This is a genomic window from Bradyrhizobium sp. HKCCYLR20261 (assembly GCF_051168435.1).
Lineage (GTDB): Bacteria > Pseudomonadota > Alphaproteobacteria > Rhizobiales > Xanthobacteraceae > Bradyrhizobium.
This window is the reverse complement of the sequence record NZ_JBNPUZ010000001.1, coordinates 234,494-252,449: the sequence shown is the minus strand read 5'-3', so window position 1 is coordinate 252,449 and position 17,956 is coordinate 234,494. Positions and strand designations below refer to the sequence as shown.

The following is a 17,956-nucleotide window of genomic DNA, read 5'->3' as shown; positions in this document are numbered from 1 at the left end:
CGCGCAATCGCGAAAGCAGGGCGAACTACCCCGCCGGATAGCTCATCGCATACGCCTCGGTCAGCGCCTCATCCAGCAGCCGGCCGGCGCTGAAGCCGGCGAGCGTCGCCGGGCGCGTCACGCCGGGCAGCAGCCGGTCGCACGGCTCGGGTGCGCCGAGCACGGTGCGCACGGGAATACGCTCGGCATAGGTCGGGAAGGCGTAGTCCTCCTCGTCGTCCGCCAGACCCTTGCTGCGGATCTTGGCCGACGCCTTCTCGATCTCCATGGCGACGACCGCTGTGGCCTTGATCTCCTGCGCCGTGCTCGGACGCAAGGTCGCCGTCCGTCCCGGGAAGAAGCGGTCCACCATCATCACCAGGGCACGCTCCTTCTCCGCCAGATTCTCGATCAGCCTGGCATGTCCGAACGCCATCACCGAGCGGTAGTCGGCGGAATGATTGAAGCCGCAGCGCGCCAGCACGAGGCTGTCGAGATGGGTCACGGTGAGGCAGGCCGGCTCTCCCTCGGACAGATTGCGCAGCATGCGGCTGGCGCTCGATCCGTGCCAATACAGCGTGCTGCCCTCGCGCCAATACAGCGTCGGCGTGCAGTAGGGCTGGCCGTCGATGACATAGGCGACGTGACAGAGCGCGGCGGAATCGAGCAGCGCATGAACGCTCGCATGATCGTAGCGCCCGCGGTCATGGCGGCGCTTGACCCGGTTGGTCTCGTCGACGGGATAGCTCGCCACCTGCTGCTCGGTCATCGCTTGTCTCCTGTTTGCGGGCGACGTCATGCCATGGCAAAGTGGTTGCCGGGAGTTCCACTTCGATGCCAAAGTCTGCAACCACTTCGCGTCGCCGCAACGTCGTGCTGGCGCTGCCGATCCGGCTCGACCGCGCCATTCGCGGTCAGTCGCAGCAGGTGCATGCGGCCCTGCGCGCCGCCATCGTCGACGGGCTGCTCGCACCCGGCCTGCGGCTGCCGTCGTCACGCGCGCTGGCCGAACAGCTCGGCGTCCGGCGTAACGCGATCGTCGCAGCCTACGAGGCGCTGCTGTCCGACGGCCTGGTCGAACCGCGGCATGGTGCGGGCACCTATGTCGCCACGCAATTGCCTGCGCCGCAGACGGCCGCGCCGGTGGCCGAGCTGGACATCCGCATTCCCGCGCGCCATCCGTTTGCGCTCGGCGTCACGCTGGTCGATCCGTCGCTGTTGAAGCGCCTCGCTGCCGCCAGCCGACGCCGCATCGCGCAGGCGCTGCCTGATGATCTCGGTTACGGCGACCCGCGCGGCAGCCTGCATCTGCGCACCCAGGTCGCGCATTACCTCGCCGCCAATCGCGGCGTTCGCTGCGATCCCAGTTGCATCCTGATCGTCAGCGGCACGCAGCACGGTCTGCGGCTGTGCATCGATGCGCTGCTTGCGCCTGGCGACGCCGTCTGGTTCGAGGATCCCGGCTATGTCGCCTCGCGCCATACGTGGGGCACGACCGGCGCGAAGCTCGTGCCCGTGCCGGTCGACGGCGAGGGCATCGTGGTGAGCGCGGGCGAGAGCGCCGATCGAAAGGCGAGGGCGGCCTATGTCACGCCTTCGCATCAGTTTCCGACCGGCGTCGCGATGAGCATGGCGCGACGCATCGCGCTGCTCGACTGGGCGCGCAGGGCGGATGCCTACATCTTCGAGGATGACTACGACAGCGAATACCGCTTTGCCGGTCCGCCGCTGACCGCGCTGGCCGGGATCGGTGCTGAGCGCGTGATCTATCTCGGCACCTTCGGCAAGACATTGTTTGCCGGCCTGCGGCTGGGCTATCTCGTGGTGCCGCCCGCGCTGGTCGCGCGCGTCGTCGGCGCGCGCGCGGCACAGGACCGTTTCCCGCCGGTGTTCATGCAGGATGCGCTGGCGGACCTGATGGCCGATGGCGTCATCTCGGCCCACATGCGGCGCATGCGCCCGCGCTACCGCCAGGCGCGCGACGCCGTTGCCGAGGCGCTCGCCAGGCATGGCAGGGACGTCCTGCAGCTCGCCGCGCCATCGCAGGGGCTGCATCTGTTGGCGACCCTGCCGCCGGGAGCGCCGAAGGGCGCGGCGAGATTGATCCGCGACCGCGCCGGCGTCGAATGCCGGCTGCTGTCGGACGCGCGGATCGTTCAGCGCGGGCCGGATGGATTCATCCTGGGCTATTCGGGCTTCGCCACGCGAGATCTGGCAAACGCGGCCAGGGATCTCGCGCGGGCCGCGAAGGAGGTGCTGTCGGCTGCGTCGCGCGGGCGCTGACATGTCGGCCGTGAGAAGGAGGCTGTTGCCGATCCGGCACGACGGGCAAATCACTCGTGCCGACGACGTGCTGATGAGTTGCTGAGGTTGTTTGTAGCGGTTTGCAGGCGCGTCGCCCCCAATCGCTTCGCGAGCTTTTTCTCAATCCGGTCAATGAAATCCGCATGGATGATCGTGCGCCTGATTTTTCGCTTTCGTTTTTCCGGAATTCATGTTTATCTCCGCGCATCCCGCCTCACTGCAAGGGGCGTTGCGCGCGATCGTCACGACACGCGAGGCGGGGATGCGGTGGCCGCGAGAGATCGCAGCGTCCTCGGAAACGAGGGCGCGGACGAACGATCGATCGCGGACGTGAAGTCGCAGCGTCCTGATACCCCGATGCTGGTATCAAGCCGCGATGGCACTGACGTGCCGCGTGGTGATGGTGGCCAACAAGCCCGGCGCACCAGGGAGACTGCGTATAAGCGTGAAGACCATCGCGCAGGGAATGCCGGCGTGTTTCGGCTTTGCCTGTGGTACCTGCCGCCTGCATTCTTTTCCGCAGGCGGGCCATGGGTGAGGCTGTCACCCGGCATTCCCTGCGCCCTTGCATGTCTTGCGAGGGACGAACGGATCGAACAACTCGGGCATCACATGCCGCGAGATCGCGCTTTCATGTCGATGTTTGAATGTGTGAAATCGAACGTCCGATGCCGTCGCGCTGCACTACTGATACGGATTGTGCTCGGCGTTGGTCATCGTCTGCCGCACCCGGCGCAACGTGATCGGCGTGCCGTCGGAGACGAATTGCAGCTCATAGGCGCGGCCGGCGTCGTCCTTGGCGGAGCAGGTCACGCTCGTCACCTTGAGCAGCGCGAAGTTGCCGACCTGCCGGCAGTGTCCCGACGAGCTCTGCGTGGCAGGAACCGGAATGCCGTCGACCTTCGGGCGGTGCTTGGAGTTCAGCAGCATGCGGTCGATCGGCAGCTCGTAGATGTTCTGGATCGAGCGGCGGCCGTTGACCCCGGAGAAGGCGATGATGTGGCTCTCGTCGGCGGGATCGTCGAGTGCGACCGTGAAATGCGCCCGGCCCTTTTCGCTATGGAAGAACGCGACGGTCTTGCAGGGGAAATCCCGGCCGTCGACCTTCAGCGTGCGGCAGGTCCCGGACATCAGCGCGTAAAGATCGATGTCGGGCTGCTCCTCCGGCGAGGTCGCCGCCGCCACCGGCTGCTGAGCGCTGCATGGCGTGGCCAGGCTCAGACCGAGCGCAACGGCGGCGAGGCGAAGAATGGGCAGGGGCATGCGCGGGATAGGCCTGGCAGGAATCATCTCTCGCATTGAGCGATGTGTCAACTTTGCGGCAAAAAGAGGTCCGGGCCGCGAACGGTCGGGCCCCCTCGCATGTGGCGCGATGCAGCAGGGCGGGGCGCGGTGCGATCGATACCGCAAAAGCAATAGAAAGTTCCACAGCCAGCATCTATGGGAAAGACACGGCCAAGCCATGGCCCAACACAAGAACCATTTGGAGGAAACTGATGACTTTGTCGCGTCGCGGCATCCTGTCGGCCGCGCTGAGCGGTGCGGCGCTCGCCATCTCCGGCCAGGCGAGAGCGCAATCCTTCGCCTTCAAGCCCAACCAGCGCTATCCCGATCCCGCGGTCGAGATCCTCGATCCGAGCTTTGCCAAGTATCGCCTCTACAGCTCGACCGTCGAGCAGCTCGCCAGCGGGATGCGCTGGGCGGAGGGACCGGCCTACTTCCCGGACGAAGGTTATCTGCTGCTGAGCGATATTCCGAACAACCGGATCATGAAATACAGCGAGAAGGACGGCAGCTTCACCGTCTTCCGCAGTCCGGCCAACTACGCCAACGGCAACACGCGCGATCGCCAGGGGCGGCTGGTCAGCTGCGAGCATTCGGTGACCCGCCGGATCACCCGCACCGAGAAGAACGGCACCGTCACCGTGCTCGCCGACAGCTTCGAGGGCAAGCGGCTGAACGCGCCGAACGATATCGTCGTGAAGTCCGACGACACGATCTGGTTCACTGATCCCCTGTTCGGCATCAACGGCAATTGGGAAGGCTTCAAGGCCAAGTCCGAGCAGGCCACGACCAACGTGTTCCGGATCGGCACCGACGGCAAGCTGACGGCCGTCATCACCGACCTCGTCAATCCCAACGGGCTAGCCTTCTCGCCCGACGAGAAGAAGCTCTATGTCGTGGAGTGGAAGGGCACGCCGAACCGCAGCATCTGGAGCTACGACGTCAATGCCGACGGCACGGTCGGCAACAAGGTGAAGCTGATCGATGCGGCCGACCAGGGCTCACTCGACGGCTTCCGCGTCGACCGCGATGGCAATCTCTGGTGCGGCTGGGGCTCGAACGGCGCGCTGGCTTCCGAGCCGCTGGAGGTCAACGGCCGCAAGGTGTTTCCGCTCAAGGGCAGGTCGGAGGATCTCGACGGCGTCATGGTGTTCAATCCCTCGGGCAAGCCGATCGGCTTCATCCGGCTGCCGGAGCGCTGCGCCAATCTCACGTTTGGCGGTCCGAAGAACAACCGGCTCTATATGGCCGCGTCGCATTCCCTCTACGCGCTCTACGTCGAGACGGAAGGCGCGGTGTAGGAGGGCGCGATGATCAGCGCGGCGGCGAAGATCGGGAGACTACTTCGCCGCCGGCGCCACCTTCTGTTTCCACAGCGCCCAGGCACGGTCCATGATGACCATGTTGATGCCGTCGGCCTTGGCGGCCTCCTCGGCGCTGAGATAGGTCACGTCCGAGCCGAGACCGATGGCCTGGGCCTGGAGCCTCGCATTGATGTCGGTGTAGTAGGCGCGGAAGACGGCCGCCTGCACCGCGGGGCCGACGGTGACGTCGCCATGGCCGCGCATCAGCACGACGGCCTTGTCGCCGAGCGCCGCCGCGAGCGATTTGCCGATGGCATTGTTGCGCACCAGCATGTCGGTGGCGCCGAACTCCTTGCCGATGTCCCACACCGGCGCGCCTTCGCCGAGGAACGCGGCGTTGTGATAGAGCGGCCGCAACGGTGTGCGGCTGACGCTGAACGGCACCACGCCCGGCGAATGGGTGTGCACGACGGCGTTGACGTCGCGACGGGCCCTGTAGACCTCGGCATGGATGAAGCGCTCGAGAAAGACGGCGCGGTTTCTGGCGTCGACCGGCTCGCCGTTCTCGTCGAACTCCATGATGTCGTTGGCCGTCACCTGCGCCGGCGCAATCGAGCGCGCCATCAGGAAGTGCTTGGGATTGGTCGGGTGCCGCGCGCTGACATGGCCGAAGGCATCGACCACGCCGAGATCGGCGAGCACGCGGCTGCCGGTCGCGATGTCCTCGAGCAGCTCGCGCGGAACGCCGGAGATGGCGTCTTGCGCGTGGGACGTCGCAATGGAGAGGAGGGTAGCGACGGCGATCGCGGCGAAGCGGCTGAAGCTGGACATCTGGCTCTTCCTCCCGGCCTTCGTTGTCGAGGCTCGTTGCTTCACCCTACGCGTCATTGCGAGCGAAGCGAAGCAATCCAGGATGGTGGGCGGGACTCTGGATTGCTTCGCTGCGCTCGCAATGACGGGGAGAGGTTTGAGCAAGGCAATTCTCATAGCGGGGTGAGCACGTCGGCCTCAGGTCACCGGCGCCGGATTGAAGAGCGTCAGGTCGTTGTGGATGCCCCAGCGGTCGGACCAGGGCTTGGTGCGGCCGGAGGCGACGTCGAGGATCAGCTTGAACAGCTCCCAGCCGGTCTCCTCGATGGTCATCTCGCCGGTGGCGATGCGGCCGGCGTCGAAGTCGATCAGGTCCTTCCAGCGCCGCGCCAGCTCGGTGCGGGTCGCGACCTTGATGACGGGCGCGGCAGCGAGGCCGTAGGGCGTGCCGCGGCCGGTGGTGAACACCTGGAGCGTCATGCCAGAGGCGAGCTGCAGGGTGCCGCAGATGAAGTCGGAGGCCGGCGTCGCCGCGAACAGCATGCCCTTCTGCTTGGCCTTCTCGCCCGGCGCCAGCACGCCGTGGATCGGGCCCGAGCCGGACTTGACGATCGAGCCCAGCGACTTCTCGACGATGTTGGCGAGCCCGCCCTTCTTGTTGCCCGGCGTCGTATTGGCACTGCGATCGGCGCCGCCGCGGGCGAGATAGGCGTCGTACCAGTCCATCTCGCGGATCAGCGCGCGGCCGACCTCCTCGTTGATGGCGCGTCGCGTCAGCAGCTGGATGGCGTCGCGCACTTCCGTGACTTCCGAGAACATCACGGTGGCGCCGGCGCGCACCAAGAGATCGGCGGCGAAGCCGACCGCGGGATTGGCGGTCACGCCGGAGAAGGCGTCGCTACCGCCGCATTGCAGGCCGATGACAAGATCAGAGGCCGGGCAGGTCTGGCGGGTGCGCTTGTTGAGCTCGGCCAGACGGCGATCGGCCTGGGTCATGATGGCCTCGACGATGGCGCCGAAGCCGTCGAAGGCCTCGTCTTGCATGCGCACGATCGAGTCTTCAGTGCCTTCCGGCAGCAGCCGCTCCGGCGCGAGCTTCTCGCAGCCGAGGCCGACAACCAGGATCTCGCCGCCAAAATTCGGATTGAGCGCGAGGTTCTGCAAGGTGCGGATCGGCACCACGGCATCTGGCGCCGTGATCGCGACGCCGCAGCCATAGGCATGGGTGAGCGCGACGACGTCGTCGACGTTGGGGTACTTCGGCAAGAGTTCGCTCTTGATGCGCTTGATCGCGTATTCGAGCGTGCCTTTCACGCATTGCACCGAGGTCGAGATGCCCAGCACGTTGCGGGTGCCGACCGAGCCGTCGGCGTTGCGATAGCCCTCGAAGGTGTAGCCTTCGAGCGGCGGCAGCGGCGCCGGGACGGCGGTGGAGATTTCCAGCTGGTCGAGGGCGGGGGCCTCGGGCATGTCGATGCGGGCCTCGTCGACCCACTCGCCGGCGGCGATCGGCGACTTGGCGGTGCCGATGATTTCGCCATAGCGGATGATCGGCGCGCCCTCGGCGATGTCGACCAGCGCGGTCTTGTGGCCCTGCGGGACGAAGGTCTTCAATGTCAGGCCGTCGGGCAGCTTGGTGCCGGCAGGCAGGCCGAAATCATTGACCACGATCGCGACGTTGTCGCGCGCGTTGAGCTTGATGACCCGCGGCTCCTGGTTCACGACCTGCTGGTTCATGCTGGCTCCGTTCCCTCAACTCGTAGGGTGGGCAAAGCGAAGCGTGCCCACCGTTCTTCTTGCTCCGAACTCTCTTCACCTCGCCCCGCTTGCGGGGAGAGGTCGGATTGCATCGAAGATACAATCCGGGTGAGGGGGTACAGGTCTCACCGCGAGCACTTCCCGTGCGGCTGCCCCTCACCCCGGCCCTCTCCCCGTGAAGAACGGGGAGAGGGAGTGGACCGCGGATGCGGCCCGGCTGTTAGTTCACGATCGTCAGGCTCACACCGGGAAGGTGTAGGCCGTCTTCACCGTGGTGTAGAACTCGCGCGCGTAGGAGCCCTGCTCGCGGGCGCCGTAGCTCGAGCCCTTCCGGCCGCCGAACGGGACATGGTAGTCGACGCCGGCGGTCGGCAAATTGACCATCACCATGCCGGCCTCGCTGTTGCGCTTGAAGTGCGAGGCGTATTTCAGGCTGGTGGTGCAGACGCCGGCGGCGAGGCCGAACTCGGTGTCGTTGGAGATCGCCAGCGCCTCGTCGTAGTTCTTGGCGCGGATGACGCAGGCCACCGGTCCGAAGATCTCCTCACGCGCGATGCGCATGTTGTTGTTGGCCTCGGTGAACAGCGCCGGCTGCATGTAGAAGCCGGGGCTCTCGCGGTTGAGCAGCTCGCCGCCCCACGCCAGCTTGGCGCCTTCGTCCTGGCCGATCTTGAGATAGCGCTGGTCCTGCTCGAGCTGATTGCCGTCGACCACCGGGCCGATATGCGTGCCCTGCTTGACGGCGTCGTCGACAACGAGGCCCTTCAGCCGCTCGGTCAGCGCCTCGACGAACTTGTCGTGGATGCCCTCGGTGACGATCAGGCGCGACGAGGCCGTGCAGCGCTGGCCGGTCGAGAAATAGGCGCCGTTGGCGGCGGCTTCGACCGCGACCTTGACGTCGGCGTCATCGAGCACGACCAGCGGGTTCTTGCCGCCCATCTCGAGCTGGAACTTCTTCATCGGGTTCGACAGCACGCAGGCCTGCGCGATCTTGCGCCCCGTGCCGACCGAGCCGGTGAAGGAGATCGCGGCGACATCAGGATGCTCGAGCAGAGTCTGGCCGACCACCGAGCCGGAGCCGACGACGAGGTTGAACACGCCCGCCGGAATGCCGGAGCGGGCGATGATTTCGCTCAATGCATGCGCCGAGCCCGGCACCAGCTCGGCCGGCTTGAACACCACCGTGTTGCCGTAGCAGAGCGCGGGCGCGATCTTCCAGGCGGGAATGGCGATCGGGAAATTCCAGGGCGTGATCATGCCGACGACGCCGACCGCCTCGCGGGTGATCTCGACGTCGAGGCCCGGACGGACCGAGGCACCCTTCTCGCCAGTCAGGCGCAGCGCCTCGCCGGCGAAGAACGCGAAGATCTGCCCCGCACGCGCGACCTCGCCGATGCCCTCCGGCAGCGTCTTGCCTTCCTCGCGGGCGAGCAGGCGGCCGAGCTCTTCCTTGCGCGACAGGATCTCGGCGGAAATCTTGTTCAGCGCGTCATAGCGCTCCTGCGGCGTCGAGCGCGACCAGGCGGGGAAGGCGGCCTTGGCGGCGGCGATCGCCTTCTCGGTCTGCGCCTTGTCGGCCTTGGCGTATTCGCCGACGACATCGTTGGTGTTCGACGGGTTGATGTTGCGGGTGACCCCGCTGCCGTCGACCCACTCGCCGGCAATGAAATTCTTGAGGATCGCGTTCATGTCAAAACTCTCCAGGCTTGCGCGACTGTGCTGGCACAATCTAGCCGATTACGTCCGTCACCGCACGAGACAGGGACGCTTGTCGTCGAAGGTCCAGCCGGGGATCAGATACTGCATCGCGACGGCGTCGTCTCGTGCGCCGAGCCCGTGGCTCTTGTAAAGTTCATGAGCCTTTTCGATGGCGCCGCGGTCAATCTCGATGCCGAGCCCGGGTTGCTCGGGCACCGCGATCCTGCCGCCCTTGATCTGCAGCGGCTGTTTGGTCAGCGCCTGGCCGTCCTGCCAGATCCAGTGGGTATCGATCGCGGTGACCTTGCCGGGCGCGGCGGCGGCGACGTGGGTGAACATCGCCAGCGAAATGTCGAAATGGTTGTTGGAGTGCGAGCCCCAGGTCAGCCCATTGTCCTTGCAGGTCTGCGCGACACGCACCGAGCCCTGCATGGTCCAGAAATGGGGATCGGCCAGCGGAATATCGACCGCGCCGAGCCGCAGCGCATGGCTGAGCTGCCGCCAGTCGGTGGCGATCATGTTGGTCGCGGTCGGCAGGCCGGTGGCACGGCGGAATTCGGCCATGATCTCGCGGCCCGAAAAGCCGGCCTCGGCGCCACAGGGGTCCTCGGCATAAGCGAGGATGCCGTGCATGTCCTTGCAAAGCCGGATCGCCTCGTCGAGCGACCAGGCACCGTTGGGATCGAGCGTGACGCGCGCCTGCGGGAAGCGTTTGGCGATCGCGGTCACCGCCTCGATCTCGGCCTCGCCCTTGAGCACGCCGCCCTTCAGCTTGAAGTCGGCGAAGCCGTAGGCGTCGTGGGTGGCCTCGGCGAGCCGCACGATAGCTTCGGGCGTCATCGCTTCCTGATGGCGCAGCGTATACCAGCCCTCACGCTCGCCTTCGCCGGTCGCATAAGGAAGATCGGTCTTGTTGCGGTCGCCGACGAAAAAGAGATAGCCGAGCGCCTCGACGGACGCGCGCTGCTGGCCCTCGCCGAGCAGCGCTGCGACGGGCAGGCCGAGATGCTGGCCGAGCAGGTCGAGCAGCGCGGATTCGACGGCTGTCACGGCGTGGATCATCACGCGCAGGTCGAACGTCTGCTTGCCGCGGCCGCCGGCATCACGGTCGGCGAACGCGGTGCGCATCGTGGCGAGGATGGTGTTGCAGGCGCCGATGCTTTTGCCGACGATCAGGCTCTTTGCATCCTCCAAGGTCTGCCGGATCTTCTCGCCGCCCGGTACTTCGCCGACGCCGGTGTGGCCGGAATTGTCGGTGAGGATGACGAGGTTGCGGGTGAAGAACGGTCCATGCGCGCCCGACAGGTTGAGCAGCATGCTGTCACGGCCCGCGACCGGAATGACCTCCATGCCGGTGACGATCGGCGCGCCGGAGATTCCTGTGCTGGTGGCATCGTGACTCATCATGCTCCTCCTTCGTCGTCTCTCGTTCTAGCGTCCCCTCATGGTGAGGAGCCCGCCACTTGGCGGGCGTCTCGAACCACGAGGCCCCAACTGCGGCCTCATCCTTCGAGACGCTTGCTGCGCAAGCTCCTCAGGATGAGGGGAAAGGCCGTCACTGCGGCGACGGCCGTCTCATCATCACTCCGCCGCCTGCTGCGCCGTCACGGCGCCCGGCAGCGCCTTCACCAGCGCGGTCAGCTCGGCCATCTCGGCCTCGGTCAGGTCCGTCAGCGGCAGGCGGACCGGGCCGGAATCGCGGCCGATCACCTTCATGCCGGCCTTGATGATCGAGACCGCGTAGCCCTTCTTGCGGTTGCGTATCGCGATCAGCGGCAAAATGAAATCCTTCAATCCGGCATGGATCGCGGCGTGGTCGCGCTTGCGCACTGCGGCATAGAAATTGGTCGCGAATTCCGGCACGAAGTTGAACACCGCCGAGGAGTAGGTCGTCACGCCCATGTCGAGATAGGGCAGCGCGAAGGTCTCGGCGGTCGGCAGGCCGCCGATATAGGTGAGGCGGTCGCCCATCTTGCTGTAGACGCGGGTCATCAGCTCGATGTCGCCGATGCCGTCCTTGTAGCCGACCAGGTTCGGGCAGCGCTCGCACAGGCGCGCCAAGGTGTCCGGCTGCAAAATCGCGTTGTCGCGATTGTAGACGATGAGGCCGATCTTCACCGATTTGCAGACCGCCTCGACATGAGCGGCGAGGCCCTCCTGCTCGGCATGCATCAGATAGGGCGGCAGCAGCAGCAGGCCGTCGGCGCCGGCCTTCTCCGCGCCGATCGCGATCTCCCGGGCGATGGCGGTGCCGTAGCCCGTGCCGGCCAGTACGGGCACGCGGCCGCGCGTCTCGTCGACGGCGACCTTGACCACTTGCGGCACTTCGGCGGCCGTGAGCGAGAAGAACTCGCCGGTGCCGCCGGCGGCGAACAGGCCGGCAACCTCATAGCCGCACAGCCAGTCCATGTTGGAACGGTAGGTGGCCTCGTCGAAGGAGTAGTCGGCCTTGAACGGCGTCACGGGGAAGGAGAGCAGGCCGCTGCCGATCTTCGCAGCCATTTCCTGGGGTGTCATCTTGCTCATCGCGCGGGTCCTTCGAATGTTCCGGGAAACGGCGCGGCGGGCTCCACCAGCGCGCGTCCTTATCGCGGGTGTCGTAGGACCCAATTCGATGCCGGTCCAAGCCAATCACGGTATTGATTGATGCCGCTCGGGTATCAATCCTCCACCTGCTGCACCGCCAGATTCCCGGCGAGCTGGACCAGCGCCGGCAGCAGTGGGTTGTCGTGATCGCGCCGCCAGACCAGGAATAGCTCGGCCGGCGTGGGATTGCGCAGCTTAAGCGGCCGCAGCCGGACATCGGCGATCTTCAGGCTGGCGGCGGCCTCCGGCACGATGGCCAGGCCAAGTCCGGCGCGGACCATCGAGAGGATGGAATGGATCTGGCTGAGGTGCTGCACGTAGCGCGGCAGCACCTCGGCGCGCATGAATTGCGACACCAGCAGGTCGTGGAAGTAGCGTGCTTCCGTCTGCGAATACATGATGAAGGGCTGTCCGTCGAAATCGCGGATCGAGACGGTCTCTGCGGAGGCGAGCCGATGGCGGCGGGGCAGCGCGGCGCAGAGCGGCTCGGCGACGACGCGGCGGGTGGCGAATTCGGGTCGCGCGATCGGCGGCCGCAGCAGGCCGGCGTCGATCTGGCCGGAGGCCAGCGCCTCGATCTGGTCGCCCGACACCATCTCCTTCAGCGACAGGTCGGCTTCGGGCAATTCGGTGCGGCAGGCGGCGACGAGGTCGGGCAGGAAGCCGTAGGCGGCGGCCGCGGTGAAGCCGATCTTGAGCGAGCCGCTCTTGCCGCTGGCGATGCGCTGCGCCACCTGCGCCGCGCTCTCCGCCATCTTCAGGATGCGCCGCGCCTCGGGGAGAAAGCTGCGTCCCGCCGGCGTCAGCTTGACCGAGCGGCTGGTGCGCTCCAGCAGCGCCGCATCGATGATGTGCTCCAGCACCTGGATCTGCCGCGACAGCGGCGGCTGCGTCATGTTGAGCCGTACCGCGGCGCGGCCGAAATGCAGCTCCTCGGCCACGGTGACGAAGCAGCGCAATTGGTTGAGATCGAACATCGATGCTTCCGGGGTATGGATGGGGCCGTTGATATGGGTGTGGTAGCATTGATCAGGCCAGGTGAAAACGGCGGCGAAAGGCTGATCGAGCTGGCTCGTGCATCGACACACTCCGCCGTCGTCCCGGCCTAGTGCGCAATTGCGCACGCGGCGCCGGGACCCATACCCCCAGGGGGCGGTTTGAGGCAGGCTAGCAATTGGCTTTTTGCCCAACACGTCCGCTGCGGCGTATGGGTCCCGGATCGGCGCATCGCCGCGCTGGCGCGCGTCGATGCTTGTCCGGGAGGACGGCGGTGGGTGGGGTGCGTTCACGGTTCAAACAGCTACGTGACTCATCGGGACACGTCCTCTCAATCTCGCGGCACATCATGCCCGAGCTTTGCGATCGGTCCGTCCCTCGCAAGCAGTGCAGAGGGCGCAGGGAATGCCGGGTGACAGCCTCACCCATGGCCCGCCTGCGGAAAAGAATGCAGGCGGCAGGTACCACAGGCAAAGCCGAAACACGCCGGCATTCCCTGCGCGATGGTCTTCACGCTTATACGCAGTCTCCCTGGTGCGCCGGGCTTGTTGGCCACCATCACCACGCGGCACATCAGTGCCATCGCGGCTTGATACCAGCATCGGGGTATCAGGACGCTGCGACTTCACGTCCGCGAGCGATCGTTCGTCCACGCCCTCGTTGCCGACGACGCTGCGATCTCTCGCGGCCACCGCATCCCCGCCTCGCGTGTCGTGACGATCGCGCGCTACGCCCCTTCTGCTTGAGGCGGGATGTGCGGGAGATAATCATGATTTCCGAAAAATAGCAAGCACATTTTGATTCGGAGAAGACGGCTCCAGCGAAGGTGCGCTCCCCTCCCCCTTGCGGGGAGGGGTCGGGGGTGGGGGTCTCCCGGGCGCTGAACTCAGTGAGGCGCGCGAATAAATACGTCCTCAAGCACTCACTCGCGATGCTCAGCGAGACCGGTGTGCATCGCGTGAAGCGCGACTCGGGGACCCCCACCCCCGACCCCTCCCCGCAAGGGGGAGGGGAGTGCACCGTCTTTGCGGCGGGCTTTGTGGGCCTGATGCGAGGCGCAAAAAAACGGCGGCCCGAGGCCGCCGTTGGAGTTTGAGACCACGCGATGGACGTGGTGCTCAGGAGGCTCGGAGCTGGACGCGCTGGATCTTGCCGACGATCAGCAGATAGGCGCAGGCGGCGACCAGGGCGTTGAGGCCGACGAACACCAGGGCGCCGTTGAAGGAGCCGGTGGCCGACAGGATGTAGCCGATCACGATCGGGGTGGTGATGCTGGAGAGGTTGCCGAAGGTGTTGAACAGGCCGCCTGAGACGCCGCCGGCTTCCTTGGGCGAGGTGTCGGAGACGACCGCCCAGCCGAGCGCGCCGATGCCCTTGCCGAAGAAGGCGAGCGCCATCAGGCCGACCACCAGGGCCTGACCGTCGACATAGTTGCAGCCGATGATCGCCATCGACAGCAGCATCCCGCCGACGATCGGGATCTTGCGCGCCAAGGTCAGCGAGCCGGTCTTGCGCAGGATGGCATCGGAGATGAAGCCGCCGAGCACGCCGCCGATGAAGCCGCACAGCGCCGGCAATGTGGCGACGAAGCCCGCCTGCAGGATCGACAGGCCGCGCTCCTTGACCAGATAGACCGGAAACCAGGTCAGGAAGAAATAGGTCAGCGTGTTGATGCAGTACTGGCCGATATAGACGCCGAGCATCATGCGGTTCGACAGCAACTGACCGATATGCGACCAGGTCGGACCGCCGGACGCCGCCTTGCCGTCGCGCGCGCCTTCCATGTCGACCAGCGCGCCGCCCTGCTTGATGTAGTCGAGCTCGGCCTCGTTCACGCCCGGATGATCCTTCGGCCCGTACATGGTCTTGATCCAGATCAGGCCCATGATGATGCCGAGCGCGCCCATCACGGTGAAGACGTGGCGCCAGCCGAATTCATGCGCGATCCAGCCCATCAGCGGCGCGAAGATCACGGTCGCGAAATATTGCCCGGAGTTGAAGAAGGCCGAGGCCGTGCCGCGCTCGTTGCTCGGAAACCAGGCGGCGACGATGCGGGCATTGGCGGGGAAGCTCGGCGCCTCGGCCAGGCCGACCAGGAAGCGCAGCGCGAACAAAGCGGTGACGGCGGCGGCGCCGGAGAAAAAGCCGATCCACCCCTGCATCATCGTGAACAGCGACCAGATCACGATGCTGCAGGCATAGACCCAGCGCGAGCCGAAGCGGTCGAGCAGCCAGCCGCCCGGCACCTGGGCGAGCACATACGACCAGCCGAAGGCGGAGAACACATAGCCCATCGCGACTGGATCGAGATGCAGCTCCTTGGAGAGCGCGGGGCCGGCGATCGAGAGCGTGGCGCGATCGGCGTAGTTCACGGTCGTGACCAGAAACAACATGGTCACGATGAACAGCCGCACGCGCGATCGGCGCAATTCTGCCGTAGTTACGATTGCGCTCATGCGCGCTACCTCTCTTAAACGTTCCTCAAGAACTGTCCTAGAGGAGAGCAAGGGGCCGGGTCCAAACCGAAGCCTGTATCGATCGATGCAAAATTTGGATCGATGCCGGGTGCTTGATGCGAATGAACCCGGTTCCCTGCTGCCGCGTCCAAGTCCTCGTTGAGACACACGGGGCATGAGGACGATGACGATCATCCGCGGAGGTTTCGCAGCGCTGCTCGCGATGCTGGCGACAGGCGCGCATCCGGTCAATGCGGCGACAACGCCCAAGCCGGTGGCCGGCCAGCAGATCCGTTTCGAGCAGGGGTATTGGAGCGGGCTGCCGCAGGCCGGGCCTGACGGCAGGGTCCGGCAATGCGTGATGGTGTCCCGGCGCCAGCGCAAGTCGGATGCCGGCGCGGTCGATACCCGCCTGTCCGTCAATATCAGCCGCGGTGCCGGGCTGGTCATTGCCGTCAACGACGATGGCCTGCCGCGCGAGCGCGTGCTCGATGATCAGGCCGAGATCATCATCGATGGGCGCGGCTTTCCCGCGGTGGCCTTCAATGTCGGTCCGGCCTTCGCTTTCCATCCTGGCGACGCCAAGGCGGCGATCGGGGCGCTCGGGAATGCAGTGAAGGTGACCCTGCGCTCGGATGGCGCGGGCATCGACACCGGCGCCGTGGCGATCGACCTGCCGGCCGAAGCCTTGGCGTGGCTGAAATCCTGCGCGGCGACGTTCGACATCGCGCTCGACCGGGCGAGCGATCCTGATGCGCCGGACCTGCCTGTGCCGCGGCCGCGTTCCGCGAAGGTCGCGCCGGCCAAGCCGACGCCGGCCGGGCCCGCGGGCATCGAGGACAAGCAGAAGATCGAAGGCTGGGATGCGTCCGAGTTGCGCAACGGCGACGGCACCATCTTCGTCTGCATGATCCGCCGTCACTATGCGACGGGAAGCGAGGCCGATGCGCGGCGGCTCGGCATCTTCCTGATGGCGAGCCGGCTGCGCGGCTTCTCGATGATAGTGAAGGACTCCCGTCTCAGCGGCGTGTCGAACAAGCCGGTCGAGGCGAGCTTCGCCGTCGGCAAGACCGATTTCCCTGATGTGACGACGCAGATGCAGGGCGGAGACGAGATCGGCATCTTCCCGCAGGCCGGCGGCCGGCTATTGGCCGCGATGGAGACGAGCCCGCTGGTGAACCTCAAGCCGGCTGGTGGCGAGTCCTACGAATTCTCGATGAGTCCGGGTGTGCTCGCTTGGCTGCGCGCCTGCGCCAGGCGCAACGGGATCGGGCTGGAGCCGGCCCAACGATAAGGCTTTGGCAGGGCGGCGACCGCCGCTCTGCCCGCATATCCCTTCTGTTCCGCCGGCTGGAAGTCGCCTGTGCAATGAGCTGAGCGCTGTTTGTCCGTGCTTGTCTCGGCCGCTGCCGCATGCACAATCCTTCGCGCAAGCGAAAGGGAGTCATCGCGCGTGAAGGCCGTCTACACCGAGCTGCATCGCAGCCACGATCCGCAATTCTATCTGGTGCGCGGCGTCGTCAAGCGCACCACCGAGCAGCCCGAGCGGGCGGATCGCCTTTTGGCGGGACTGAAAGCCGGCAATCATGACCTCGTCGCGCCGACGCAATTCGGCCAGGCTGCACGCGCGCGGGTGCATAGTCCGGAATATCTCAACTTCCTGGAAGAGGCCTGGGATGCCTGGGCCGCGCTCGGGGACGCCGGCACCGAGATGATCCCGAACATGCATCCGGTGCGCAATGCCGCAACCTATCCGACCCACATCGTCGGCCGGCTCGGCTGGCATACGACCGACACGTCGGCGCCCATCGGTCCGGGGACATGGGCCGGCGCCTGCGCCGCCACCGATGTCGCCGCGTCGGCAGCGCAACTGCTGCTCGATGGCGAGGACGCGTCTTATGCCTTGTGCCGTCCGCCGGGGCACCACGCCTATCGCGACATCGCCTCGGGCTTCTGCTTCATGAACAATTCCGCGATCGCGGCCGCGCATCTGCGCCAGCGCCACGAGCGCGTCGCGATCCTCGATGTCGACGTCCATCACGGCAACGGCACGCAGGGCATCTTCTATGAGCGGCCGGACGTGCTGACGATCTCGATCCATGCCGATCCCACGCACTACTACCCGTTCGTCTGGGGCTATGCGCATGAGCGCGGCGCGGGCGCGGGGCTCGGCGCCAACCTCAATATTCCGCTGCCGCTGAAGAGCGGCGACGACACCTATCTGAAGGCGTTCGAAACCGCTGCCAAGACCATCCATGCCTTCGCGCCCGGCGCGCTCGTGGTCGCGCTCGGCCTCGATGCGTCCGAACATGATCCGCTCAAGGGGCTCTCGGTCACGACGCCCGGCTTCCGACGCATCGGGGCTGCCATCGCGCGGCTTGGTCTGCCGACGGTGTTCGTGCAGGAGGGTGGCTACCTCTCGGACATCCTCGGGCAGAACCTGACCGCGGTGCTCGCGGGCTTCGAAGAGGCGCGCTGACGCGAAGCTCACATCTGGCGAACGCATCATCGCCCGAGATGCTGGTCTCGATGGGCGGCGCGCAGCAGCGCCGGCCTTTGCTGCGCGCCGGTGCGGCTGCACCGGCAGCGGATCTGATGATGACAACGACAGTGGGGCTGTCCGCAACGCTACGGAGGCGATCATCCTTGCCGCCGGAGTTCCACGGGCCGTGAAAGTACAAACTTCTTTAATGTCCGAGGCGACAATGCGCCGCTTTCTGGCCACGGGGCCGCTTCAACGGAGAATGCGGACATGCATATGCCGAAGGCGGTCGAGCCGCG

13 protein-coding genes are annotated in these 17,956 nt (G+C 66.2%); 4 read left to right on the top strand and 9 right to left on the bottom strand.

All coding sequences use genetic code 11. The features are described from left to right. Nucleotides 1-25: 25 nt before the first annotated feature. Nucleotides 26-748 (bottom strand): pyridoxamine 5'-phosphate oxidase family protein, encoded by a 723-nt coding sequence (locus ACQR1L_RS01155; protein ID WP_434856094.1) that lies wholly within the window; start codon nucleotides 746-748, stop codon nucleotides 26-28. A gap of 65 nt (nucleotides 749-813) precedes the next feature. Between ACQR1L_RS01155 and ACQR1L_RS01150 the strand changes: the two genes are divergently transcribed. Further along, nucleotides 814-2,262, top strand: a complete 1,449-nt coding sequence (locus tag ACQR1L_RS01150; protein ID WP_434856093.1) for a PLP-dependent aminotransferase family protein — start codon at nucleotides 814-816, stop codon at nucleotides 2,260-2,262. Nucleotides 2,263-2,967: 705 nt separating this feature from the next. Here the strand turns inward: ACQR1L_RS01150 and ACQR1L_RS01145 are convergent. After that, a complete protein-coding gene (locus tag ACQR1L_RS01145; RefSeq protein ID WP_434856092.1) occupies nucleotides 2,968-3,546 on the bottom strand; it encodes a hypothetical protein in 579 nt (192 codons plus the stop codon). Between the two features lie 233 nt (nucleotides 3,547-3,779). Here ACQR1L_RS01145 and ACQR1L_RS01140 point away from each other — a divergent pair, with 233 nt between their 5' ends. Further along, the gene (locus ACQR1L_RS01140; protein WP_434856091.1) at nucleotides 3,780-4,868 is read left to right on the top strand and encodes an SMP-30/gluconolactonase/LRE family protein; all 1,089 of its coding nucleotides are present in this window, start codon (nucleotides 3,780-3,782) and stop codon (nucleotides 4,866-4,868) included. Between the two features lie 39 nt (nucleotides 4,869-4,907). Here the strand turns inward: ACQR1L_RS01140 and ACQR1L_RS01135 are convergent, their stop codons facing one another. From ACQR1L_RS01135 to ACQR1L_RS01105, 7 genes are all read right to left on the bottom strand, one after another. After that, nucleotides 4,908-5,702, bottom strand: a complete 795-nt coding sequence (locus ACQR1L_RS01135) for a class II aldolase/adducin family protein (RefSeq protein WP_434856090.1) — start codon at nucleotides 5,700-5,702, stop codon at nucleotides 4,908-4,910. A gap of 177 nt (nucleotides 5,703-5,879) precedes the next feature. After that, nucleotides 5,880-7,418, bottom strand: a complete 1,539-nt coding sequence (gene garD, locus ACQR1L_RS01130; protein WP_434856089.1) for a galactarate dehydratase — start codon at nucleotides 7,416-7,418, stop codon at nucleotides 5,880-5,882. Nucleotides 7,419-7,679: 261 nt separating this feature from the next. Next, nucleotides 7,680-9,128 carry an aldehyde dehydrogenase family protein gene (locus ACQR1L_RS01125; protein ID WP_008966065.1) on the bottom strand — a complete coding sequence of 483 codons (1,449 nt, stop codon included), beginning with the start codon at nucleotides 9,126-9,128 and terminating at the stop codon, nucleotides 7,680-7,682. 57 nt (nucleotides 9,129-9,185) lie between these two features. Continuing rightward, entirely contained in the window at nucleotides 9,186-10,541 is a 1,356-nt protein-coding gene (gene gudD / locus ACQR1L_RS01120) for a glucarate dehydratase (RefSeq protein ID WP_434856088.1), read from the bottom strand. A 177-nt stretch (nucleotides 10,542-10,718) separates the two neighbouring features. Beyond that, nucleotides 10,719-11,663, bottom strand: coding sequence for a 5-dehydro-4-deoxyglucarate dehydratase (gene kdgD, locus ACQR1L_RS01115; RefSeq protein WP_434856087.1), 945 nt, complete (start codon nucleotides 11,661-11,663; stop codon nucleotides 10,719-10,721). 134 nt (nucleotides 11,664-11,797) lie between these two features. Then, entirely contained in the window at nucleotides 11,798-12,700 is a 903-nt protein-coding gene (locus tag ACQR1L_RS01110) for a LysR substrate-binding domain-containing protein (protein ID WP_434856086.1), read from the bottom strand. 1,137 nt (nucleotides 12,701-13,837) lie between these two features. After that, nucleotides 13,838-15,175: an MFS transporter gene (locus tag ACQR1L_RS01105; protein ID WP_434856085.1), complete on the bottom strand. Its 1,338-nt coding sequence runs from the start codon at nucleotides 15,173-15,175 to the stop codon at nucleotides 13,838-13,840. 175 nt (nucleotides 15,176-15,350) lie between these two features. On the opposite strand from ACQR1L_RS01105, the gene ACQR1L_RS01100 reads away from it, so the two are divergent. Then, nucleotides 15,351-16,469 (top strand): hypothetical protein, encoded by a 1,119-nt coding sequence (locus tag ACQR1L_RS01100; RefSeq protein WP_434856084.1) that lies wholly within the window; start codon nucleotides 15,351-15,353, stop codon nucleotides 16,467-16,469. A 159-nt stretch (nucleotides 16,470-16,628) separates the two neighbouring features. Further along, nucleotides 16,629-17,654 carry a histone deacetylase family protein gene (locus tag ACQR1L_RS01095; RefSeq protein ID WP_434856083.1) on the top strand — a complete coding sequence of 342 codons (1,026 nt, stop codon included), beginning with the start codon at nucleotides 16,629-16,631 and terminating at the stop codon, nucleotides 17,652-17,654. The last annotated feature ends 302 nt before the right edge of the window (nucleotides 17,655-17,956 follow it).